This window comes from Streptomyces sp. NPDC005281 (assembly GCF_040607495.1).
GTDB lineage: Bacteria > Actinomycetota > Actinomycetes > Streptomycetales > Streptomycetaceae > Streptomyces.
In genome coordinates this window covers 126,187-147,394 of sequence record NZ_JBEXGX010000007.1, presented here as the reverse complement: position 1 = coordinate 147,394, position 21,208 = coordinate 126,187, and the positions used below count along the sequence as shown (strand labels likewise).

24 protein-coding genes and 1 riboswitch are annotated in these 21,208 nt (G+C 71.4%); of the genes, 10 read left to right on the top strand and 14 right to left on the bottom strand.

Annotated elements, in window-relative coordinates:
* Window positions 1–31 precede the first annotated feature (31 nt).
* The 4 genes from ABZV42_RS12765 to ABZV42_RS12750 all read right to left on the bottom strand — a co-directional run bounded on the left by ABZV42_RS12765 (window position 32) and on the right by ABZV42_RS12750 (window position 4,479).
* Window positions 32–1,237, bottom strand: a complete 1,206-nt coding sequence (locus ABZV42_RS12765; RefSeq protein ID WP_355977059.1) for a histidine kinase — start codon at window positions 1,235–1,237, stop codon at window positions 32–34.
* A 319-nt stretch (window positions 1,238–1,556) separates the two neighbouring features.
* Entirely contained in the window at window positions 1,557–3,314 is a 1,758-nt protein-coding gene (locus tag ABZV42_RS12760; RefSeq protein ID WP_356051862.1) for a cation acetate symporter, read from the bottom strand.
* 3 nt (window positions 3,315–3,317) lie between these two features.
* On the bottom strand, window positions 3,318–3,713 hold the full coding sequence (locus tag ABZV42_RS12755) for a hypothetical protein (RefSeq protein ID WP_355977057.1): 396 nt from the start codon (window positions 3,711–3,713) through the stop codon (window positions 3,318–3,320).
* 10 nt (window positions 3,714–3,723) lie between these two features.
* Window positions 3,724–4,479, bottom strand: coding sequence for a LytTR family DNA-binding domain-containing protein (locus ABZV42_RS12750; RefSeq protein WP_355977056.1), 756 nt, complete (start codon window positions 4,477–4,479; stop codon window positions 3,724–3,726).
* A gap of 98 nt (window positions 4,480–4,577) precedes the next feature.
* Here ABZV42_RS12750 and ABZV42_RS12745 point away from each other — a divergent pair, with 98 nt between their 5' ends.
* From ABZV42_RS12745 to ABZV42_RS12730, 4 genes are all read left to right on the top strand, one after another.
* Window positions 4,578–5,081 carry an Lrp/AsnC family transcriptional regulator gene (locus ABZV42_RS12745; protein WP_355977055.1) on the top strand — a complete coding sequence of 168 codons (504 nt, stop codon included), beginning with the start codon at window positions 4,578–4,580 and terminating at the stop codon, window positions 5,079–5,081.
* A gap of 125 nt (window positions 5,082–5,206) precedes the next feature.
* On the top strand, window positions 5,207–6,019 hold the full coding sequence (ddaH, locus tag ABZV42_RS12740) for a dimethylargininase (protein ID WP_355977054.1): 813 nt from the start codon (window positions 5,207–5,209) through the stop codon (window positions 6,017–6,019).
* Window positions 6,016–7,266 (top strand): ornithine--oxo-acid transaminase, encoded by a 1,251-nt coding sequence (gene rocD / locus ABZV42_RS12735; protein ID WP_355977052.1) that lies wholly within the window; start codon window positions 6,016–6,018, stop codon window positions 7,264–7,266. The genes ddaH and rocD overlap by 4 nt, the downstream gene beginning before the upstream one ends.
* 100 nt (window positions 7,267–7,366) lie before the next feature.
* Window positions 7,367–8,092 carry a lysophospholipid acyltransferase family protein gene (locus ABZV42_RS12730; RefSeq protein ID WP_355977050.1) on the top strand — a complete coding sequence of 242 codons (726 nt, stop codon included), beginning with the start codon at window positions 7,367–7,369 and terminating at the stop codon, window positions 8,090–8,092.
* Window positions 8,093–8,170: 78 nt separating this feature from the next.
* On the opposite strand, the gene ABZV42_RS12725 is transcribed toward ABZV42_RS12730, so the two are convergent.
* From ABZV42_RS12725 to ABZV42_RS12690, 8 genes are all read right to left on the bottom strand, one after another.
* Window positions 8,171–9,775 carry an alpha/beta hydrolase gene (locus ABZV42_RS12725; protein WP_355977048.1) on the bottom strand — a complete coding sequence of 535 codons (1,605 nt, stop codon included), beginning with the start codon at window positions 9,773–9,775 and terminating at the stop codon, window positions 8,171–8,173.
* A gap of 168 nt (window positions 9,776–9,943) precedes the next feature.
* Window positions 9,944–10,702, bottom strand: a complete 759-nt coding sequence (locus tag ABZV42_RS12720) for an urease accessory protein UreD (RefSeq protein WP_356051955.1) — start codon at window positions 10,700–10,702, stop codon at window positions 9,944–9,946.
* Window positions 10,699–11,376: an urease accessory protein UreG gene (gene ureG / locus ABZV42_RS12715; RefSeq protein ID WP_355977046.1), complete on the bottom strand. Its 678-nt coding sequence runs from the start codon at window positions 11,374–11,376 to the stop codon at window positions 10,699–10,701. The genes ABZV42_RS12720 and ureG overlap by 4 nt, the downstream gene beginning before the upstream one ends.
* Before the next feature lie 366 nt (window positions 11,377–11,742).
* The gene (locus ABZV42_RS12710; protein WP_356051861.1) at window positions 11,743–12,417 is read right to left on the bottom strand and encodes an urease accessory UreF family protein; all 675 of its coding nucleotides are present in this window, start codon (window positions 12,415–12,417) and stop codon (window positions 11,743–11,745) included.
* A complete protein-coding gene (locus tag ABZV42_RS12705; protein ID WP_355977042.1) occupies window positions 12,417–14,138 on the bottom strand; it encodes an urease subunit alpha in 1,722 nt (573 codons plus the stop codon). The genes ABZV42_RS12710 and ABZV42_RS12705 overlap by 1 nt, the downstream gene beginning before the upstream one ends.
* A complete protein-coding gene (locus ABZV42_RS12700; protein WP_355977040.1) occupies window positions 14,131–14,442 on the bottom strand; it encodes an urease subunit beta in 312 nt (103 codons plus the stop codon). Before ABZV42_RS12700 ends, ABZV42_RS12705 begins: the two co-directional genes overlap by 8 nt.
* A 13-nt stretch (window positions 14,443–14,455) precedes the next feature.
* Complete coding sequence (locus tag ABZV42_RS12695) at window positions 14,456–14,758, bottom strand: urease subunit gamma (RefSeq protein ID WP_103550668.1); 303 nt, start codon at window positions 14,756–14,758, stop codon at window positions 14,456–14,458.
* Window positions 14,759–15,071: 313 nt separating this feature from the next.
* Complete coding sequence (locus tag ABZV42_RS12690; protein ID WP_355977038.1) at window positions 15,072–15,350, bottom strand: type II toxin-antitoxin system Phd/YefM family antitoxin; 279 nt, start codon at window positions 15,348–15,350, stop codon at window positions 15,072–15,074.
* 187 nt (window positions 15,351–15,537) lie between these two features.
* Here ABZV42_RS12690 and ABZV42_RS12685 point away from each other — a divergent pair, with 187 nt between their 5' ends.
* From ABZV42_RS12685 to ABZV42_RS12675, 3 genes are all read left to right on the top strand, one after another.
* Window positions 15,538–16,173, top strand: a complete 636-nt coding sequence (locus ABZV42_RS12685) for an ATP-dependent Clp protease proteolytic subunit (RefSeq protein WP_356051859.1) — start codon at window positions 15,538–15,540, stop codon at window positions 16,171–16,173.
* Between the two features lie 7 nt (window positions 16,174–16,180).
* Entirely contained in the window at window positions 16,181–16,486 is a 306-nt protein-coding gene (locus tag ABZV42_RS12680) for a hypothetical protein (protein ID WP_355977034.1), read from the top strand.
* A 337-nt stretch (window positions 16,487–16,823) separates the two neighbouring features.
* Window positions 16,824–17,020: riboswitch (cyclic di-AMP (ydaO/yuaA leader) on the top strand.
* A 3-nt stretch (window positions 17,021–17,023) separates the two neighbouring features.
* Window positions 17,024–17,497 carry a C40 family peptidase gene (locus ABZV42_RS12675; RefSeq protein ID WP_339127967.1) on the top strand — a complete coding sequence of 158 codons (474 nt, stop codon included), beginning with the start codon at window positions 17,024–17,026 and terminating at the stop codon, window positions 17,495–17,497.
* Window positions 17,498–17,587: 90 nt separating this feature from the next.
* Here ABZV42_RS12675 and ABZV42_RS12670 read toward each other — a convergent pair whose 3' ends face one another.
* Window positions 17,588–18,322: a LysE family translocator gene (locus ABZV42_RS12670; RefSeq protein WP_356051858.1), complete on the bottom strand. Its 735-nt coding sequence runs from the start codon at window positions 18,320–18,322 to the stop codon at window positions 17,588–17,590.
* A gap of 111 nt (window positions 18,323–18,433) precedes the next feature.
* Between ABZV42_RS12670 and ABZV42_RS12665 the strand changes: the two genes are divergently transcribed.
* Window positions 18,434–19,408 carry a LysR family transcriptional regulator gene (locus tag ABZV42_RS12665; protein ID WP_356051857.1) on the top strand — a complete coding sequence of 325 codons (975 nt, stop codon included), beginning with the start codon at window positions 18,434–18,436 and terminating at the stop codon, window positions 19,406–19,408.
* Here ABZV42_RS12665 and ABZV42_RS12660 read toward each other — a convergent pair.
* The gene (locus ABZV42_RS12660) at window positions 19,396–19,854 is read right to left on the bottom strand and encodes an ATP-binding protein (RefSeq protein ID WP_356051855.1); all 459 of its coding nucleotides are present in this window, start codon (window positions 19,852–19,854) and stop codon (window positions 19,396–19,398) included. The two genes, ABZV42_RS12665 and ABZV42_RS12660, sit on opposite strands and share 13 nt — an antisense overlap.
* A gap of 212 nt (window positions 19,855–20,066) precedes the next feature.
* On the opposite strand from ABZV42_RS12660, the gene ABZV42_RS12655 reads away from it, so the two are divergent.
* Both ABZV42_RS12655 and ABZV42_RS12650 read left to right on the top strand, forming a co-directional pair.
* Window positions 20,067–20,924: a helix-turn-helix transcriptional regulator gene (locus ABZV42_RS12655; protein WP_355977026.1), complete on the top strand. Its 858-nt coding sequence runs from the start codon at window positions 20,067–20,069 to the stop codon at window positions 20,922–20,924.
* An 11-nt stretch (window positions 20,925–20,935) separates the two neighbouring features.
* Window positions 20,936–21,160, top strand: coding sequence for a DUF397 domain-containing protein (locus ABZV42_RS12650; RefSeq protein ID WP_355977024.1), 225 nt, complete (start codon window positions 20,936–20,938; stop codon window positions 21,158–21,160).
* Window positions 21,161–21,208: the final 48 nt, after the last annotated feature.

The following is a 21,208-nucleotide window of genomic DNA, read 5'->3' as shown; positions in this document are numbered from 1 at the left end:
CGACCCCGGCCGCGACGGTGGCCGGGGCATCTCACTGCCGGGGGCGCCCGGCCGCGGAGTGGACGCCGGGCTGGTATTTGGGGAGCCGGACGGTGATCCTCATGCCGGCTCCCACCGCGGTCTCTATGACCAGGCCGTGATCGTCGCCGTACACCTGGCGCAGCCGGTCGTCGACGTTGGAGAGTCCGATGCCCCCGGAAGGGCCGACCTCCCCGGACAGGATGCCGCGCAGCCTTTCGGGGTCCATCCCGACGCCGTTGTCCTCGATGACCACGAGCGCCTCGGCGCCGGCGTCCTGTGCCGTGATGCTGATGTGGCTCTTGTCGGTCTTGCCCTCCAGTCCGTGTTTGACGGCGTTCTCCACCAGGGGCTGGAGACAGAGGAACGGCAGCGCGACCGGCAGCACCTCGGGTGCGATCTGGAGGGTGACGGACAGCCGCTCGCCGAAGCGGGCCCGCACGAGCGCGAGGTAGTGGTCGATGGCGTGCAACTCGTCGGCGAGGGTCGTGAAGTCGCCGTGCCGGCGGAACGAGTAGCGGGTGAAGTCGGCGAACTCCAGCAGGAGCTCCCGGGCCCGTTCCGGATCGGTCCGGACGAACGAGGCGATCACGGCGAGCGAGTTGAAGATGAAATGCGGGGATATCTGGGCTCGGAGGGCCTTGATCTCGGCCTCGATCAGCCGGGTCCTGGACTGGTCGAGCTCGGCCAGTTCCAGTTGGACGGAGACCCAGCGCGCGACCTCGCCGGCGGCGCGTACGAGGACCGCGGACTCTCGGGGCGCGCAGGCCACGATCGCTCCGTGCACCCGTTCGTCGACGGTGAGCGGGGCCACGACGGCCCAGCGCAGCGGGCAGTCGGGCTCGGCGCAGGTCAGCCGGAAGGCCTCGCCGCGGCCGGTCTCCAGCGGGCCGCCGAGGCGTTCCATGACCTCGGTACGGTGATGGGCGCCGACACCGTCCCACGCGAGGACCGTCTCCTGGTCGGTGAGGCACAGGGCGTCCGTGCCGAGGAGGGTGCGCAGTCGCCGGGCGGACCGGCGGGCCGTCTCCTCGGTGAGTCCTGCGCGGAGCGGGGGCGCGGCGAGCGAGGCGGTGTGCAGGGTCTGGAAGGTGGCGTGCTCGACGGGGGTGCCGAGTCCGCCGAGGCTCTCCGGCCGCCCGGTACGCCTGCCGAGCCAGAATCCCGCCGCCAGCAGCGGAAGCACGGCCACACACAGCCCGGCCACGAACCCACTCACCCGCTCACCGCCCCGTCAGCGATCCCGACCCCGACCCCATCGACGATCGAGGCCACTGTCCCGTCCGCGACCCGGACCGCGCCCCCGGCCCCGTCGGCGAACCCGGCCACCGCCCCATCCGCAACCCCGCTCACCATCCCGTCCGCGACCCGGACCGCACCCCCAGCCCCGTCCGCGACCCGGACCGCGCCCCCGGCCCCGTCGGCGAACCTGGCCACCGCCCCATCCGCGACCCCGCTCACCGTCCCATCCGTGATCCCATCCACGATCGCCGGCCCCGGGCGGCGTCCCCCGCCGTTCGGGCCTCCGGCCAGGGCCCTCACGGTCCGGCCTCCGTCATGCCCGCCGTCCCGCCGACGGCGGCGCGGACCTGGCCCTCCGTGAGTTCCTCCGGGAGGTGGAAGCGGGCGAGGATCGCCGCCGTTCCGGCCGGTACGCGGGCGGCGGTGGCCAGGGACACCAGCACCATGGTCACGAAGCCGAGCGGTACCGACCAGAGCGCCGGCCAGGCGAGCAGTGAGCGCAGGGTGCCTGTCGTCCCCGGATAGCCGGCCATGGTCGCGCCGACGGCGACGAGTGCCGCGCCGCCCCCGCCGAGCATCCCCGCCGCCGCCCCGGGCGGGGTGAGCCGCCGCCACCAGATGCCGAGGACCAGCAGCGGGCAGAAGGAGGACGCGGACACCGCGAACGCGAGCCCCACCGCGTCGGCGACGGGCAGCCCGCCCACCAGCACGCTCGCGGCGAGGGGTACCGCCATCGCCAGTACGGTGCCGAGCCGGAAGTGCCGTACGCCGCGGGAGGGCAGTACGTCCTGGGTGAGCACACCCGCGACCGCCATGGTCAGTCCGGACGCCGTCGAGAGGAACGCGGCGAAGGCGCCGCCCGCCACCAGCGCCCCCAGCAGGTCGGCGCCGGCCCCGCCGATCATCCTGTCGGGCAGCAGGAGCACGGCGGCGTCCGCGTCGCCGGTGAGGCTGAGCTCGGGGGCGTACAGCCGGCCCAGCGCCCCGTACACCGGCGGCAGGAGATAGAAGGCGCCGATCAGGCCGAGGACGGCCACGGTGGTGCGGCGGGCGGCGACACCGTGCGGGCTGGTGTAGAAGCGGACGACGACGTGAGGCAGGCCCATCGTGCCGAGGAAGGTCGCGAGGATCAGCCCGTAGGTGGCGTAGAGCGGGCGTTTCTCATGCCCGGCGGTCGGTGTGGTCGCAAGGGTGTCGTCGCCGCCCCGTTCGGCCGCCGGGACCGGGGCGCCCCGGTCGAAGGTCAGCCGGGTGCCGCCGGCGACGCGGTGGGTCCCGCGCGGGAGCCGGACGCGCGCGTTCTCGTACCGTCGTCCGTCGACGGTGCCGGTCGCGGTGACGGTGAGCGGCCGGGACAGCTTCAGGTCGAGCGTGGAGTCGACCTGGACGAGGCGCCGCTCACGGAAGGTCGGCGGTTCCTCGAAGGCGTCACGGGGGGCGCCGTGGGACTGCCAGGCGAGGACCAGGAAGAGCGCGGGAACGAGCAGGGCGGTGAGCTTGAGCCAGTACTGGAAGGCCTGTACGAAGGTGATGCTGCGCATGCCGCCCGCGGCGACCGTGGCCACCACGACGACGGCGACGAGGACCCCGCCGAACCAGTCGGGCGCGTCGGTCAGCACCGCCAGTGTCAGCCCCGCGCCCTGGAGTTGGGGCAGCAGGTAGAGCCAGCCGACGCCGACCACGAAGGCCCCGGCGAGTCTTCTGACGGCCTGGGAGCCGAGCCGGGCCTCCGCGAAGTCGGGCAGGGTGTAGGCGCCGGAGCGGCGCAGGGGTGCCGCGACGAAGAGCAGCAGCACGAGATAGCCGGCGGTGTAGCCGACCGGGTACCAGAGCATGTCGGGCCCCTGGACGAGCACCAGGCCGGCTATGCCGAGGAAGGAGGCGGCGGAGAGGTACTCCCCGCTGATCGCGGCCGCGTTGAGCCGGGGGCCGACGGTGCGCGAGGCGACGTAGAAGTCGGAGGTGGTCCGGGAGATGCGCAGCCCGAACGCGCCGACCAGGACGGTCGCGACGACGACGAGGGCGACGGCGGGAACGGAGTAGTTCTCGTTCACGGTTCAGCGGTCCTCGACCAGTCGCACGAGGTCCTTCTCGTTGCGTTCCGCCCGCCGCACGTACCAGCGGGCGAGCAGCACCAGCGGCGGGTACAGGCCGAAGCCGAGCACGGCCCATTCGAGGGAGGCGCCGTCGGGCGTCGCGGCGAAGACCAGCGGCAGCGGTCCGACGAGCAGGACGAGGACGGCCAACGTGACGCAGGCGACGCGGAGTTGACTGCGCATCAGGGAGCGCACATAGGTGTGGCCGAGTGTGGTCTGCTCGTCGATCTCGGTCCTCGGCCGGTAGTAGCCGGATGTATGGGGGTGCCTCCCGCGCGAGCGAAGCCGAGCGTTGGGGAGGGTGCGCCGGGGCGCTCCTGTGACGACCACACGGCGTTCGGTGGGGTCCTGCGGCACGCGGTGCTCCTCAGCTCGTGGTCCGGCGCAGCAGCAGATCGCGCAGTTGACGGGTGTGCCGGCGGCTGACCTGGAGTTCGACCGAGTCGACGAGGACACTCACCGTACCGGCGTCCAGGCGCAGTTCGCCGATGTGGCGCAGAGCGACGAGGTGGCTCCGGTGGATGCGGACGAAGCCGCGGGGGCGCCAGCGCTCCTCGAGGGTGGACAGCGGGATGCGCACCAGGTGGCTGCCCTGCGCGGTGTGCAGCCGGGCGTAGTCGCCGTGGGCCTCGACGTGGGTGATGTCCTCGACGGCCACGAACCGTGTCACTCCGCCGAGTTCGACGGATATGTGGTCGGGGTCGGGCTCGTGGACGGAGATCAGGGGTGCGGTGTCCCGCAGCCGGGCGGCCCGCCGGACCGCTTCGGCGAGCCGTTCGCGGCGTACGGGCTTCAGGACGTAGTCGACGGCCTTGAGGTCGAAGGCCTGCACGGCGAATCCCTCGTGGGCGGTGACGAACACGACGAGCGGCGGCCGGGCGAACCCGCCGAGCAGCCGGGCCAGGTCGAGCCCGTCCAGTCCGGGCATGTTGATGTCGAGGAAGACGACGTCGATCGCCTCGGGTCCGCCTGGTCCGCTCTCCAGGGCCCGGTTGATCCGGCGGAGCGCCTCGGTCGCGTCGCTCGCGCCCTCGGCGCTGCCGATCCGGGGGTCGGCGTTCAGGAGGTACAACAGCTCTTCGAGGGAGGGTTGTTCGTCGTCGACGGCGAGCGCGCGCAGCATGAGAGTGGAGTGTAGGAGCGATTACCGCGGCTGGACATGTGCCGGACACGGCCGTCGTGCCCGGCCGGGTGGTGGCCGTCGCTGGATACAGTGCGGCAATGAACAGCAAGCCCGCGATGTTCGACGAGCTCGACCGCAAGATCGTCACAGCCTTGATGGCCAATGCCCGGACGAGCTTCGCGGAGATCGGCGCGGCGATCGGACTGTCCGCGACGGCGGTCAAGCGCCGTGTCGACCGGCTGCGCGAGACGGGCGTGATCACCGGGTTCACGGCCACGGTGAAGCCCGCGGCGCTCGGCTGGCGCACGGAGGCGTACGTGGAGGTGTACTGCGAGGGCGCGGCGCCGCCCCGGCGGCTCGCGGAGGTGGTGCGCAACCATCCGGAGATCACCGCGGCGATGACGGTGACCGGGGGCGCGGACGCGCTGCTGCACGTGCGGGCCGTCGACGTGGAGCACTTCGAGGAGGTGCTGGAGCGCATCCGGGTGGAGCCGTTCATCCGGAAGACGATCAGCTACATGGTGCTGTCCCATCTGCTGCCCGAGGCCCCGGAGGCCGCGGCGACCCATGCGGCCCCCGGCGACGCAGGAATCGTGCGCTGACCCAGCGGATCACGCAGCAGTGCTGCGTATATGCGCAGCTCTCGTCGCTTGTCGCCCGTATCCCCCGTTTCTTACCGTGGAGGCATCCCACCCGCCGACACCGCAGGAAGCGGAGGAACCTCTCTGTGTCCGAAAGCCGTGTGCCGCGCCCCCGGCGCTTTCTCGTCTGCGAACCCAGACACTTCGCCGTGCAGTACGCGATCAACCCATGGATGCGTCCCGACACCCCTGTGGACGTCGATCTCGCGCGAGATCAGTGGCAGGCGCTGATCGGCGCCTATCGCGCGCACGGTCACTCCGTCGACTCCGTCGAACCGGTCGCCGGCCTTCCCGACATGGTCTTCGCCGCGAACTGCGCGCTCGTCCTGGAGGGGCGTGTCTTCGGCTCGTCGTTCCACGCCCCCGAGCGCCGTCCCGAGTCCACCGCGTACGAGACCTGGTTCAAGACGGCCGGTTTCGACGTCTACCGTCCGGAGTCGGTGTGCGAGGGCGAGGGCGATCTCGTCCCGACGCGCCGCTACATCCTCGCCGGTACGGGATTCCGCACCACGCCCGAGGCCCATCGCGAGGTCCAGGAGTTCTTCGGCGTCCCGGTGATCGGCCTCCGCCTGGTGGACCCGCACTTCTACCACCTGGACACCGCGCTCTTCGTCCTCGACGACGACAACATCGCGTACTACCCGGAGGCGTTCTCCCCCGGCAGCCGCGAGGTGCTGACCCGGCTGTTCCCGGACGCGGTGCTCGCGACCCGCGAGGACGCGTTCGCCTTCGGCCTCAACTCCGTCTCCGACGGCCGTCATGTCTTCATCGCTCCGCGCGCCGAGGCCCTGACGGACCGGCTCGTCCGCCACGGCTACGTACCCGTCCCCGTCGACCTGTCCGAGTTCCACAAGGCCGGCGGCGGAATCAAGTGCTGCACTCAGGAGATCCGTTCATGACCGCTCCCGCCCGTACGTCCGCGTCCGCCGGCGCCGGTCCGCGCAGTTCCGAGGAACTGATCCGAGCCGAGGAACCGGTCCTCGCGCACAACTACCACCCGCTGCCCGTGGTCGTCGCGCACGCCGAGGGCACCTGGGTCGAGGACGTCGAGGGCCGCCGCTACCTCGACATGCTGGCCGGCTACTCGGCCCTCAACTTCGGCCACCGCAACCCGGTGCTGATCGAGGCCGCGCACCGCCAGCTCGACCGGCTCACCCTGACCTCGCGGGCCTTCCACAACGACCGGTTGGCCGGATTCGCCGAGTCGCTGGCCGCGTTGACGGGCCTCGACATGGTCCTGCCGATGAACACGGGCGCCGAGGCGGTGGAGAGCGCCGTCAAGGTGGCCCGCAAATGGGCGTACGAGGTGAAGGGCGTCGCTCCCGACCGCGCCACGATCGTGGTGGCGGCCGACAACTTCCACGGCCGTACGACCACGATCGTCAGCTTCTCCACCGACGAGACGGCCCGCTCGGGCTTCGGCCCCTTCACACCCGGTTTCCGGGTCGTGCCGTACAACGACCTGGCCGCGCTCGAGGCGGCGATCGACGAGACGACGGCCGCGGTCCTGCTCGAACCCATCCAGGGCGAGGCGGGCGTGATCATCCCGGACGACGGCTACCTCGCCGGAGTCCGCGAGCTCACCCGCCGCACCGGCTGCCTGTTCATCGCGGACGAGATCCAGTCCGGCCTCGGCCGCACCGGCACCACCCTGGCGGTGGAACACGAGTCGGTCGTCCCCGACCTGCTGCTGCTCGGAAAGGCGCTCGGCGGCGGCATCGTGCCGGTCTCCGCGGTCGTCGGACGGCGGGACGTGCTGAGTGTGCTCCGTCCGGGTGAGCACGGCTCCACCTTCGGCGGCAATCCGCTGGCCGCGGCGGTCGGTTCGGCGGTCGTCGGTCTGCTGGAGACCGGTGAGTACCAGCGCAGGGCGACCGAGCTGGGCGTCCTGCTGCGGGACGGGCTGACGGCTCTGGTGGGCCGGGGCGTCGAGGGCTTCCGCTCGCGCGGGCTGTGGGCGGGCGTCGACATCGACCCGTCCATCGGCACCGGCCGGGAGATCAGCCAGGGCCTGATGGCCGAGGGAATTCTGGTCAAGGACACCCACGGTTCGACCATCCGGCTCGCGCCGCCCCTCACCATCACGGCCGAGGAACTCCGGTCGGCTCTCGGGTCTCTCGAGAAAGTTCTGACGCAAGGGGTCTGATACCGGCCAAGAGGCCACAGAGAGTGACACCGCGGCGGTTACGCCCGGCGACGGCCGCGCCTACACTGATCGCTCCCCAGGGGAAAAGAGGAGCGCCCCAGTGTTTTATCACGTGCTCAAATATGTGCTTCTGGGTCCACTGTTGAGGCTGGTCTTCCGGCCTCGGATCGAGGGCCTTGAGCACATACCGTCGTCGGGTCCCGCCATCGTGGCGGGCAACCATCTGTCCTTCGCGGACCACTTCCTGATGCCCGCCATCCTGAAGCGCCGGATCACCTTCCTCGCGAAGGCCGAGTACTTCACCGGGCCCGGCATCAAGGGGCGGCTGACGGCCGCCTTCTTCCGCAGCATCGGGCAGATCCCGGTGGACCGGTCCGGCAAGGAGGCGGGACAGGCAGCGATCCGCGAGGGGCTCGGTGTGCTGAGCAAGGACGAGCTGCTCGGCATCTATCCCGAGGGCACCCGCTCGCACGACGGGCGGCTCTACAAGGGCAAGGTCGGCGTCGCGGTGATGGCCCTGCGGGCCGAGGCCCCGGTGATTCCGTGCGCGATGATCGGCACCTTCGAGGCCCAGCCCCCGGGCAGGAAGCTCCCGCGGATCCATCCCGTGGTGATCCGATTCGGCAAGCCTCTCGACTTCTCGCGCTATGCGGGGATGGAGGGCGAGAAGGCCGTTCTGCGCGCCATCACCGACGAGATCATGTACGCCATCCTCGGGCTGTCCGAGCAGGAGTACGTCGACCGGTACGCGGCCGTCGTCAAGGCCGAGGAGGCCGCGGAGAAGGCCGAGTCCGGACGTAAGTTCCCCCGGATGCCGATGAGTTGACGCCGTCGAAGGACAGGTGGGTCCGCGTACGACGAAGGGGGCGGCCGGGAAACCGGCCGCCCCCTCGTACTGTCGGAACTACGGCTGCGGAGTGGCGTGCGGGGTGCACGTCACATCGGCGGCGTCCGTCTTGCCGGTGAGCAGGTAGGAGTCCACCCGCCCGTTGATGCACGGGTTGACCAGACCGGTCACACCGTGCGAACCCGCGCCCTGCTCGGTGATGAGGCGGGAGCCCTTGAACCGCTTGTGCAGTTCGACGGCGCCCGGGTACGGGGTGGCGGCGTCATTGGTGGACTGCACGATGAGGACGGCGGGCAGGCCCTTGCCGGTCCTGACCTCCACCGGGGACTGCTGCTTGACCGGCCAGGTGGCGCACGGCAGGTTCATCCACGCGTTGGCCCAGGTCATGAACGGGTACTGGGCGTTGAGCCGCGTGTTGTCCCGGTCCCACTTCTTCCAGCTGGTGGGCCACTGCGCGTCGGTGCACTCGACGGCCGTGTACACGGCGTTGCCGTTCTCCGAGGAGATGTTGCCGGCCGTGTCCGACAGGTCGGGGGACGCGGCGTCGACGAGCGCCTGGGTGTCACCGGCGACGTACTTGCTGAACACCGAGGCGACCGGCACCCACGAGGAGTCGTAGTACGGGGCGCTCTGGAAGAAGGAGATCAGCTCGGCGGGGCCGACGACGCCGCCCAGCGGGCTCTTCTTCGCGGTGGCGCGCAGCTTCAGCCACTGGTCCTGGACCTCGGCGCGGGTGCCACCGAGGTGGAAGGTCGCGTCGTTCTTGGCGACCCAGTCCTCCCAGTCCTTCCAGCGGCCCTCGAAGGCGATGTCCTGCTCCAGGTTGGCCTGGTACCAGATGTTCTCGCGCGCCGGGTTGACGACGCTGTCGACGATCATGCGGCGCACGTGTCCCGGGAAGAGCGTGCCGTAGACGGCTCCCAGGTACGTGCCGTAGGAGACGCCCAGGTAGTTGAGCTTCTTCTCCCCGAGCCCGGCCCGGATGACGTCGAGGTCGCGTGCCGTGTTGGGCGTGGTCATCTGCGCCAGCACGGCCTTGCCGGTGCGCTCGGCGCAACCGTCGGCGTACTCCGCGGCCAGCTTGCGCTGGACGCGCTTGTCGGCCTCGGAGTCCGGGACCGGGTCCGCCTTGGGCGCCTTGACGAACTCCTGCGGGTCGATGCAGGAGATGGGCGCCGAGTGGCCGACACCGCGCGGGTCGAAGCCCACGAAGTCGTAGGCCTTGGCGGTGTTCACCCACAGGGGGTTCTTGGTGGTGACACGGCGCGGGAAGCGCATACCGGAACCGCCGGGGCCGCCGGGGTTGTAGACGAGCGCGCCCTGGCGCTCCTCCTTGGTACCGGTGCTCCCGATGCGGTCGACTGCCAGCTTGAGCTGCTTGCCGTTCGGGTGCGCGTAGTCCAGCGGCACGCTCACCCAGCCGCACTGGATCGGCTTCTCGAAGCCCCAGTCGGCCGGGCAGTCCTGCCAGTCGATCCCGGCCTTGGCGGCCCGCTCGGCGGCGACGGCCGCTCCGCGCTGCTCACGGCTCTGCCCTGAGCCGTGCCGCGAGTCGGCGGTGGCCGACGGCGCCGCGACGGCTCCGGCTATCAGGGTCGCCGTGACGAGCACGCCGGCCGAACCGAACGCCGCCACCCGTTTCGTCGGTCTCTTGGACCTCAAGTGTGACCTCCCCGTACATCATTGCGATTGGTACGGGGATCCTTTCGGCTGCGAGGTCCCTGAGAACAGACGTGACCGGTGTTCTTTACCAATCCGATAGCCGGTATGAAGTGTTCCGGTGAGCGGTGAAGCTGACGTGAATTGACCTTCCCAGTGCGGTAATTGACGTCACGTGAGTTCGCGCAGGGCTTCGTCCAGCAGTCGCCGCAGCCGCAGCGCGTCGGGGGCGAGCGCCGTCACGAGCACGGCGGGTCCGGCGAGCGGGGTGAGGGCCGCGCCCTCCCCGATCGGTCGCGCCGCAGGCATGTCCTTCTCGAACTCCGGCCGTACGACGAGAAGTTGCCCGAGTGCCCGGTGACCCGCCAGCACGGCGGGCCCGTCCCAGCCGCCGGGCGCTCCGGGACCGCACGCCAACTCCTGGTCGAGCAGGGCCCGTCCGTCGCGTCGCACGGTGAGACGGCTGACCAGCTGCCCGGGTTCCTCTCCCACGCGCCCGAGAATCTGCTCCTCACGGAGGACGAGCCGGGCATCGCCGCGGAGGTCGACCTGCGAGGAGACGGACAGTTCACTGCCACCGGCGGAGATCAACTGCTCGGGCGTCCACCACAGTTCGCCTCCGTCGGCGACGTCGAGGCGTAGGTCGTAGCGGGCCTCGCCCTTGGCCTGTCCGGGCAGCGCGATGGTGGCGGCGGCCGAGCCGAACCGCAGTCGCGCGCCCGGTCCGACCCGGACCTCCACGGCGAGGTGATCGCCTCCGAGGGGCCCGCTCATCGCCCCGACCAGCATCACACGGGCCTCGGACCCACTGCCCCGGATCCGGCGCAGGGCGAGCGGCCCCTCCCCGTCCAGCACCGGCAGCGAGGTCCCGCCGCGGCCGTCGTCCCTGGCCTCGACGCGGGCGGTCGCGCGCACTCCCGCCGTCGTCATGCCGTCCACGCCGCGAGCCGTTCCCGCACCCAGCCGGCGACCGCCGTGACACCGGCCTCGGTGCGCAACGACTGGAACACCACCGGCAGTCCGGCCCGCTGCGCCTTGGCGTCGGCCGCCATCCGCCCGAGGTCGGAGCCGACGTACGGCGCGAGGTCCGTCTTGTTCACGACGAGCAGGTCGGCCGTCGTGACGCCGGGCCCGCCCTTGCGCGGGATGTCGTCTCCGCCCGCGACGTCGATGACGAAGATCTGCGCGTCGACCAGGCCCTTGGAGAAGGTCGCGGTGAGGTTGTCTCCGCCGGACTCCACGAGGATCAGGTCCAGCGGCCCGATCTCGTCCTCCAGGTCCTCGACCGCTTCGAGGTTGGCGGAGATGTCGTCCCGGATCGCGGTGTGCGGGCACGCGCCCGTCTCGACCGCGGTGATGCGCTCGGGCGGCAGTACCGCCTCCCGCAGCAGGAACTCGGCGTCCTCGCGGGTGTAGATGTCGTTGGTGACGACGGCGAGGGACAGCTCGTCCCGTAGTGCCCGGCACAGCGCGGCGACGGTGGCGGTCTTCCCGGAGCCGACGGGGCCACCGAGCCCGATGCGCAGGGCACGGCGCCTGCCGTCGGGCCTGCGGGCGTCGGCGCTGACCGCGGACGGCCCGTCGTGAGTGTGATCGAGATGCACGCTGTGACTCCAGCTTCGGTCGAGGTCGGGTCGGGGTCGGGGCTCGAGGTCGGCGACGGCTGCCCGGAGGCTATGACGGCCTTGCCGGAACGAGGGGGACCGCCACCTCGGGGGTGGGTGCGGGGACCGGCAGGACGACCGCGTCGCAGGCGGCCGCCACCTGGCCCCCTGGCCCCCTGCGACGCGGATTCCGCGGAGAAGTCCTGATCGGCTGCACCAGAAAGCTCCCGGCCCGTTCCCTCTCGGCGACGAGGGCCCCCGGCGATCAGAGAGGGCCGGGGGGCTCCCGGCGGTACGAGAGGACCGAGGGCCCCCGGCGGTGCGAGAGGACCGGGGGGCTCCCGACGGTGCCGGAGCCCGCGTCCGCTAGGACGCGAACAGCCGCACCGGCCAGGCCGCGTGCGCCTCCGCTCCGATCTCCAGCAGCGGTGCCGACGCCGCGGGAAGTGCCTCGACACCCTCGTCGAGGACCCGCCGGGCCGCACGCGCCGCCGCGTGGGCGACGACGTCCAGTTCCGGCGCGAGCCGGGCCAGCGCGGCCGTCGCGTCGAACGGGTCGAGGCTCAGCAGCCGCACCGTCGCCGACGCGGGCCCGCTGACACACTCGTACACGGAGCTGTACGCGGCGTCCTCGGGCCCGAGACCGGCGGCCCGCGCGGTCACGCCCAGTACCACCGGCTGATGCGACCCCTTGGGGAACTCCCGCGCCAGTGCGTCGAGTTCGGCGCAAGGCCAGGCCGCCCTTGCCGCCCGTACGAGCTGCCGGCCCAGTCGGCGGGCGGCGACCCGCAGCGCGAGCGAGGGCGTGCGGGCGTCGGCGGCCGCGTCCAGGGCCACCGGATCGACCCCGAGCGCGCCCGCCGCCGCCAGCGCGGCCGAGACGAGTCCGTTCGTGTGCAGCCGCCCCCGGCAGAATTCCTCCAGGCTCGCCGCCCCGGTGATCCGCCCGGCCTTGACGGCCGCCTCGGCCCCGCCGGAGTGCGCGTGCCCTCCGGCGGGAAAGCGGCCGTCGGCCAGGACGAGAAGTGCCGCCCGGGACATCAGAAGAGGAAGTAACGCTGGGCCATGGGCAGTTCGGCGGCCGGAGTCGCCTCGACGAGCTCCCCGTCGATGTGCACGGCGAAGCTGTCGGGGTCGATCCGCACCTCGGGCCGGGCGTCGTTCTCCCGCATGTCGGCCTTGGTCACCGCCCGCGTCGACTCGATGGCGACGAACCGCTTGCCGAGCGAGAGCCGCTCCGGCAGCCCGTCCTCGATCGCCAACGGAGCGACGAAGTTGAACGAGTTGGCGGCCGGGGCCCGCCCGATCGCTCCGAACATCGGCCGGGGCAGAACCGGTTGCGGTGTCGGGATGGACGCGTTGGCATCGCCCATCTGCGCGTACGCGATCTGGCCGCCCTTGACGACCAGATGCGGCTTGACCCCGAAGAACGCGGGCTCCCACAGCACCAGGTCCGCGAGCTTGCCGGTCTCCACCGAGCCGATCTCACGGGCGAGTCCCTGCGCGAGCGCCGGGTTGATCGTGTATTTGGCGACATAGCGACGTACTCGGTGGTTGTCCGCGCGGCCGTCACCGGGCAGCGCGCCCCGGCGCCGCTTCATCACGTGGGCCGTCTGCCAGGTCCGCATGATCACCTCGCCGACGCGGCCCATGGCCTGGGAGTCGGAGGAGATGATCGAGATGGCGCCGAGGTCGTGGAGTATGTCCTCGGCCCCGATGGTGGAGGGCCGGATACGGGACTCGGCGAAGGCCAGGTCCTCGGGCACCGCCGGGTTCAGGTGGTGGCAGACCATCAGCATGTCGAGGTGTTCCTCGGCGGTGTTGACGGTGTAGGGCCGGGTCGGGTTGGTCGAGCTGGGCAGGACGTACGGCTCGGAGACCACGGACATGATGTCCGGCGCGTGCCCGCCCCCCGCACCCTCCGTGTGGTACGCGTGGATCCCGCGTCCGGCGATGGCCGCGAGGGTGTCGGCGACGAAGCCGGCTTCGTTCAGGGTGTCGGTGTGGATGGCGACCTGGACGCCGGTCAGGTCGGCGACGGTGAGCGCGGCGTCGATCGCGGCGGGCGTCGAGCCCCAGTCCTCGTGGATCTTCAGGCCGAGCGCGCCGCCCCGGATCTGCGAGAACATCGCCTCGTGCGAGACGGTGTTGCCCTTGCCGAGCAGACCGAAGTTGAGCGGGTACCCCTCCATGGCCTCCAGCATCCGGGCCAGATGCCAGGGGCCGGGGGTGACGGTGGTCGCCTTGGAGCCCTCGGCGGGACCCGTGCCGCCGCCGACGAGCGTGGTGATGCCGGAGGCGAGGGCCTCGTCGGCGATCTGCGGGCAGATCAGGTGGACGTGCGCGTCGATGGCGCCCGCGGTCATGATCCGTCCGTTGCCCGCGATGATCTCGGTCTCGGGACCGATCACCAGGTCGGGGTGCACCCCGTCCATGGTGTCCGGGTTGCCGGCCTTGCCGATGCCCGAGATCCGGCCGTCGCGGATGCCGACGTCGGCCTTGACGATCCCCCAGTGGTCGACGATCACGACGCCGGTGACGACCGTGTCAGGGGTGCCGTCCGCGCGCGTGGCGCGTGCCTGGCCCATGGATTCCCGGATGACCTTGCCGCCGCCGAACACCGCCTCGTCACCGGCGAGTCCGGGCCCGCCGGAGCGGTCCTCCTCGATCTCGATCAGCAGGTCGGTGTCGGCGAGGCGGATACGGTCCCCGGTGGTCGGCCCGAACAGATCGGCGTACGTGGCGCGTGAGATCTCAGGCATCGAGAGCACCCCCGGTCTCCCCGCGCAGCCCGGGCACCACACGGGCGCCGGCGATCGGCACGAGTTCGACCTCGACGGGAATCCCGGGCTCGAAGCGCACCGCGGTGCCGGCGGGGACGTTGAGCCGCTTGCCGCGCGCGGCGGCCCGGTCGAAGTCCAGGCCGGGATTGGCCTCGGCGAAGTGGTAGTGCGAGCCGACCTGAACGGGACGGTCGGCGGCGTTCAGGACGGTCAGGCGGGTGGTCTCGCGGCCCTCGTTGAACACGACGGGGTCGTCGGCGAAGAGGAATTCTCCCGGAATCACGGCGCTCCCCCCGTCAGACGATCGGATCGTGGACGGTGACCAGCTTGGTGCCGTCCGGGAAGGTCGCCTCGACCTGGACGTCGTGGATCATCTCGGGGATGCCCGTCATGACGTCGTCCCGGGTGAGGATCTTGCGCCCGGAGGACATCAGTTCGGCCACGGTGCGGCCGTCACGGGCGCCCTCGAGGATGTGCGAGGTGATCAGGGCGACGGCCTCGGGGTGGTTCAGTCTCAGTCCGCGGGCCCGGCGCTTCTCGGCGACATCCGCCGCCACATGGATCAGCAGCCTCTCCTGCTCGTGCGGGGTCAGTTGCACGACGTCCCACCTCACATCCTCGCTCCGGACCGTGCGGGGCCCGGTGGCCGCGGCCACCGAAAGCCCTGGTGGCGTGGATGGGCACGCTAGTTGGCCGGAGTTTCGAGGACGTTAACCAGCCTGTGATCCCTTCCGGGCCGGGCCGACGGAACCTCTCGGGTCCGCCGCACCGCCCGGCTTGCCCGGTCCACCCGAACGGACCGCGGCGGCGCCCCGGGGCGCCGTGAGGCCGCCGGGGGCCGGACCGTATACGGCGTGCCGCCCTGCTTCCGGGAGCCGCCCCTGGCCGGAGCACCGGTCCCCGCACGGGCGGCTACGAGGCGCTGGGCCCCCGGTGCTCCGCGGCGATGCCGAACCGCTGGTGCTCGCGGGGCGCGGACGCCACGTCACGGACTCGGGACAGAGAGCTGATCACCTGGTCGTCCGCGGGCTCGGGAAGTTCCTCGAGGCGCTCCAGGTCGGCGGCGGAGACCAGGGCGACGAGCGGCTTCCCGTGCCGCGTCACGACGACGCGCTCACCGCCGTACACGACGCGGTTGATCAGTTCGGCGAGCTCAGCCCTGGCTTGCGTCACCGGAATCTCGTAGGCCATGACGTCCAGCTTAGACCGGGCCTCCCGCACGGGGCCGGGCGCGAGATCCCCCTGGCCGACGGCACGCGCCGGCCCGCCGCCGCCTTCCCGCCAGGGGCGCCGCCGTTTTCGCTCTCGGCATGACGCTCTTCCACGACGACGTACGTCCTGTACATTTTTTACAGACGTCGATCCGAGGAGGCGCGCCATGGACAGCCCGTCCGCCCGCTATGTCCTGCCCGAGTTCACCGAGCGCACGAGTACGGGGCAGCAGACCCTGGATCCGTACTCGAAGCTGCTCGCCGAACGGATCGTGTTCCTGGGGACGCCGATCGACGACACCTCGGCGAACGACGTGATGGCGCAGTTCATGTACCTCGAACACCAGGCCCCTGAGCAGGACATCTCGCTCTACGTCAACTCCCCCGGCGGCTCTTTCAGCGCGATGACGGCGATCTACGACACGATCCGGTTCGTGACCTGCGACGTCGAGACGGTCTGCCTCGGCCGGGCGGAGTCGGCCGCCGCGGTGCTGCTGGCCGCCGGCACCCCGGGCAAGCGGCTCGCGCTGCCGGGAGCCCGCGTCCTCCTCCGGCAGCCGTCGATCCCGGAGCCGGTCCAGGGACGGACCAGCGACCTGGCGATCCAGGCAGAGGAGTTGGTCCGCACCCGCGAGATCCTGGAGGACATGCTCGTACGGCACACGGGACAGAGCCCGGAGCGGGTCGCCGCGGACATCGAGCGGGACAAGGTCCTCGACGCTCCGGCGGCGCTGGCCTACGGCCTGATCGACCTGATCGTGCCGAGCCGCGGGGCCGCGCGCCGGACGCCGGGCGCGAGGTGAGCGGCCGATGATCCCGGACCTCCCTCCGCTGCCGGCGCTGACCCGCGCCGAGGCCGAGCTGATCGACCGCTATCTCGACGTGGTCGACCTGGTCGGCCGTATCAACCCCTCCCGCCCCGGAGACACCTATCGCGGCCTGAGGGCGGCTCAGGCTCTGGTCGGCAAGGCGGAGGCCCTGCGGGACGCTCTCACGCTGATGCACCAGCGCGGCGAGAACGAGGTGCACGCCCCGACGCTGGCCCAGGCTCTGCGGGTGCTCGGCGGAGAACGGCGGGCCGCCAGGGTCACCGTGCCGCCCGAGCCGGGAAGTTGACGGACCCGCACCACGGCACCGGTGTGCGCCGCGACCCCGTGATGCCCGGACCACGACTCAAACGGACCGGATGGTGTACCCACCGATGGCGTATTCAGGGAACCTTTCTACGACCCCTCCGAGTTGCGCAACACGCGGTTCAGAAAGGCCGGATGAAGCCTTTCACCGCAGGTACGGGCCCCGCCGGCATCCCCAACACGCGCTCGAACGGGGGGTTGTTCACCCGAACAGGTGAGTGGTGAGTAAGCCCACAAAACGCCGGTTCCGCTCGGATTTTCCGACTCCCATGAGTGAAGATCCCTTCCGACGACAAGCCCCCGCCACAGCGGCGGGGCGGTCCGGGCGGACGCCGAGTCCTGCCGCCGCCCGGATGCCCGGTCGACAGAAGTGGATCGGCAGGAGTGGAGGACCCAGCTAGACGGTCCGCCGGAACAGTTCCGGGCGGTCCTTGGGGTGAAGCCGCAGCAGCGGCCGGGCAACTTCGCCAGCCCGAATCCGACAGGTCATCCTTCACAGGCGGCTGACGAAGGGTTGCGCATGACTGCGCTCAATCGTGTCCCGTCGCTGTGGACCCGGGCCGGTACGGCCTCGGCCCTCACCCTTGCCGCGGTGGGCGGCAGCCTCGTGGTCCCCGGCGTCGCACCCGACGCCGAGGCGGCCACGCTCGCGACGCGGGCACTCCAGGTCGCGGCGTCGAAGCACGGCTCCCCCTACCAGTGGGGCGCCACCGGACCGCACCGCTTCGACTGCTCCGGGCTCACGCTCTACTCGTACAAGAAGGCGGGCAAGACGCTGCCTCGTACGGCCGCGGCGCAGTACAACAAGACGCACCATGTCTCGGCCTCGCACCGCAAGGCCGGTGACCTCGTGTTCTTCCACTCGGGCCGGAACGTGTACCACGTCGGCATCTACGCCGGGAAGGGAAAGATCTGGCACTCCCCGAAGACCGGGGAAGTGGTGAAGCTCGAGAGGATCTGGACGAGAAGCGTCTGGTACGGCAGGGTCGGCTGATCCTCAGCCCCGGGGCGGCGGACCCTCGCCGCCCCGGCGCGGGCCCTCCCACGGCCCGCCGCGGGCCCCCACGGCCGCTGTGACGCCCTCTCAGCTCCTCAGGGGATCCAGCACCAGGACGAGGCCCAGCACGGTGAGGGCGCCGCCGGTGAGCCCGGCCACGGCGCGCGCGGCCCGCGGCTCGCGCAGCCACCGCCCGAGCCGGTCCACCAGAAGCGCGACCGCCGGGAACCACAGCAGGGCCAGGACGACCACGATCAGCGCGAGCAGCAGGGTCCGCGGCATCGCCGGCGTGCCCGCGGGCACGAACTGCGGCAGCAGGCTCAGGAACGTGATGGGCGCCTTCGGGTTGAGCGCGTTGGTGACGAAGCCCTGCCGCAGCGGGCGTGCGCGCCCCGCCGCCCGACGCGTCGTCGCCGCGCGCCGAACCGCGTCCGAACCCGGCTCCGCCGCCGTCCCGCGCAGGCCCGCGCCGGAGTCCGTCGCCTCCGCTTCCGTGCCGTGCGGACCCGGCCCCGTCCCGTCGGACGCCACGTCACTCGGACGGCCCAGCGAGCGGAGCGTGCGCAGGCCCAGGTACAGCACGTAGACCCCACCGAGCAGTTGGAGCGTCCGGAAGAGCGCCGGGACGGCCGTCAGGACGGCGGCGACCCCGGCGACCGCGAGCGCGGTGTGGAGCAGCAGCCCGCCCGCGATGCCGAGGGCGCAGGCGACCCCGGTCCGGCGGGACACGAGCGCGTTGCGTACGACGACGGTGAAGTCCGCGCCCGGCATGGCGACCATGCCGGCGGCGACGCCCGTGAAGGCGATGAGCTGAGCGTCCATGGCCCCCAGACTGCCCGGGACGGGCCTTCAGCAGGTATGTCGAATATCCTGGGTCGGTCTTAAGCGATCGTTAACACCCGGCCGGACACCGCCGGGCCCGGGAGGCGCGCGATGTACGACCCGACGCGGCTCGCGGCACTGGTGGCGATCGCCGAGGCGGGATCGATCACCCGGGCAGCCGAGCGCCTCGGATACAGCCCGCCCGCGCTGTCCCAGCAGGTGGCGAAGCTGGAGCGGGAGGCGGGGGCGACGCTGCTGGTGCGCTCCCATCGCGGGACCCGGCTCACCGGAGCGGGTGAACTGCTGGTCGTACGGGCCCGCCGGGTCCTCGACGAGATGGAGCTGGCCCGGCACGAACTGGCCCGGCTGACGGGACTGTCGGGCGGCACGCTGCGACTCGGCACCTTCCAGACGGCGGGCATCCATCTGCTCCCGCCCGTCCTCAGCGCCTTCCGCCGGGCCCACCCGGACGTGGCGCTCGCGGTCGCCGACTACGAGCCGCCGCACGGGATCGCCGCGGTCGCGGCCGGCGAGGTGGACCTGGCGCTCACGCACGCCTATCAGCCCGCCCCGCCGGTACCGCTCCCGTCGTCCGTCGGCATCGAGCCGGTGCTGGTCGAGGAACTGGTGCTGGTGACCGCCCCCGGTCACCTTCTCGCCGGCGGTTCGGCGCGGCTGCCGCTCGCCGAGCTCGCCGGGCAGCCGCTGATCAGCATGGCCCCGGACCACCCTCCCCGCCAGGGTGTGGAGGCCGCGCTCGCCGGGGCGGGGGCCACACCCGCGGTCCTCGTCGAGACCCCGGTGTACGCCCTGGTGTGCGCGCTGGTCAGCGCCGGGCTCGGGGTCGCGGTCGTGCCGGAGATGGTGGCGGCGACGGCGACGACTCCGGTGGGCACCAGGCTGCTGGAGCCGGGAGATCTGCGCCGCACGATCTCGGTCGTCCACCGGACGGATGTGACGGCACCGGCGGCCGACGCGTTCCGCGCCCTGCTGCGCGGCGCCTTCGGGCGGGCCGGGCGCCATCGGGCCGGTGGCGCCCGGCCGGATACCGGCGGGCGCCGGGACGAGATGCCTCAGGGCTCCTGAGGCCACCCGGCGGGCACCGGCCGGACCGGGACCGTCCAGGGGAGTTCGATGGAGACCGTCTTGCCGCCCTCCCGGGTCGGCAGCACGATGAGCCTGCCACCGCATTCCGCCGCCAGCCAGCGGATGATGACCATGCCGCGGCCGTTGTCCTGCTGGACGGCCGCGGGCAGTCGCTTCGGAAAGCGCGGATGGCTGTCGGTGACGCCGATGCGCAGCCGCTCCTCCCGTTCGAGGCACACCCCGACCGTGAACGTGGGCGACTGCCCGAATGTGTGCTGGACGGCGTTGGTGGCCAGTTCGGACACGATCAGGCGCACGGTCTCGGCGACTTCGCTGTCACGCGGCAGGCCCCATTCGGCCAGTACTTCGGCGACGAATTTACGGGCCACGGAAACCGAGGCCGGTTCGCTCGGCAGTGTGACGGATGCTTCCTGATGGTCTGCCATGGCGACGTTCGTCCCTTTCCCACGGGACCGGAACCCGACACCGAGCGTTTGGTTCGAGTACGGTCCCGGACTGGTGCTTGCGCCAGACTGCCATTACCGGGCCGGTCGCGGGTGCGATCCACCGAGGAATGCATATATCTGTCGCTCGATGCGGTGAACTCTGCGTCGGCAGAGCGTATTCGGGCGACTTGGAAGGAGTAAGGAGAACGGACATGCAGCACGGTCCCGCGGTGCGCCGCCGCAAGCTGGGTGCCGAACTGCGCGCGCTGCGCGCGGGGACGGGCCTCACGAGCGGTGAGGCGGCCCGCCTGCTCGGCTGGCACCAGTCGAAGGTGAGCCGCATCGAGACCGGCACCAGCGGGGTGAAACCGGCCGATGTGGAACGCCTGTTGCACGCGTACGGCGTCGAGGATCCCGAACTGCGCGAGCTTCTGGTCGTCCTGGCGGGATCCGACGGCAACGGCCGCCACCACTGGTGGCACGCGTACCGCGGTGTACTCCCGCAGGCCTACCGCGACTTCATCAGCCTGGAGTCGGGCGCGAGCGGTATGCGCACCCTGGAGACCTCTGTCGTACCCGGGCTGCTCCAGACGCCGGAGTACGCCCGCGCGGTGACGCGGGCCGCCGTGGACGGGCTGGAGGAGAGCAAGCTCGACGCCCTGGTCGAGGTGCGCCTGGCCCGGCAGGACGTCCTGCGTTCGGATCCGCCGCTGGAGCTGTCCGCCGTCCTGGACGAAGCGGTGTTACGGCGGGAGGTCGGCGGCCCCGATGTCATGGCACGCCAGCTGCGCCGGCTGCGGGAGGCCGCCGCTCTGCCCCAAGTACGGCTCCAGGTACTGCCGTTCGCCGCCGGGGCACACATCGGAGTGACCGGCCCTTTCGTTATTTTCTCATTTCCGAACACAACTGATCTGGATGTGGTTGTTCTCGACCACTTGACGAGTAGCCTCTATCTCGAACGGAGAGAAGACCTCCAGGCCTACGCCGAGGCCTTCAACGCCCTTCAGTTCCACGCCCTTTCACCCGAGGACTCGTTGGACTACATCGCCGCGATAGGTGACGACGCGTAAGGAGGCACGTCATGCCTGCAATGCCTCGGTACGTACCTTCCAGCACTTCACTGCACCCTGTGCGATGGCTGCGCAGCAGCCGCAGTACCGGGATGAACAACTGCGTCGAGACCGCACGCCCGAGCACCGGACCCTGGTCCGGAATGGTCGCCGTGCGCGATTCCAAGAACACGGCGGGACCCGCCCTGCTGTTCGCCCCGGACGTCTGGGAGGGGTTCATCACCGGGCTGAACTGACCCCGCACGGTTCACCGCTCCGCCGCACCACCGGCCGGCCGCTCCCGC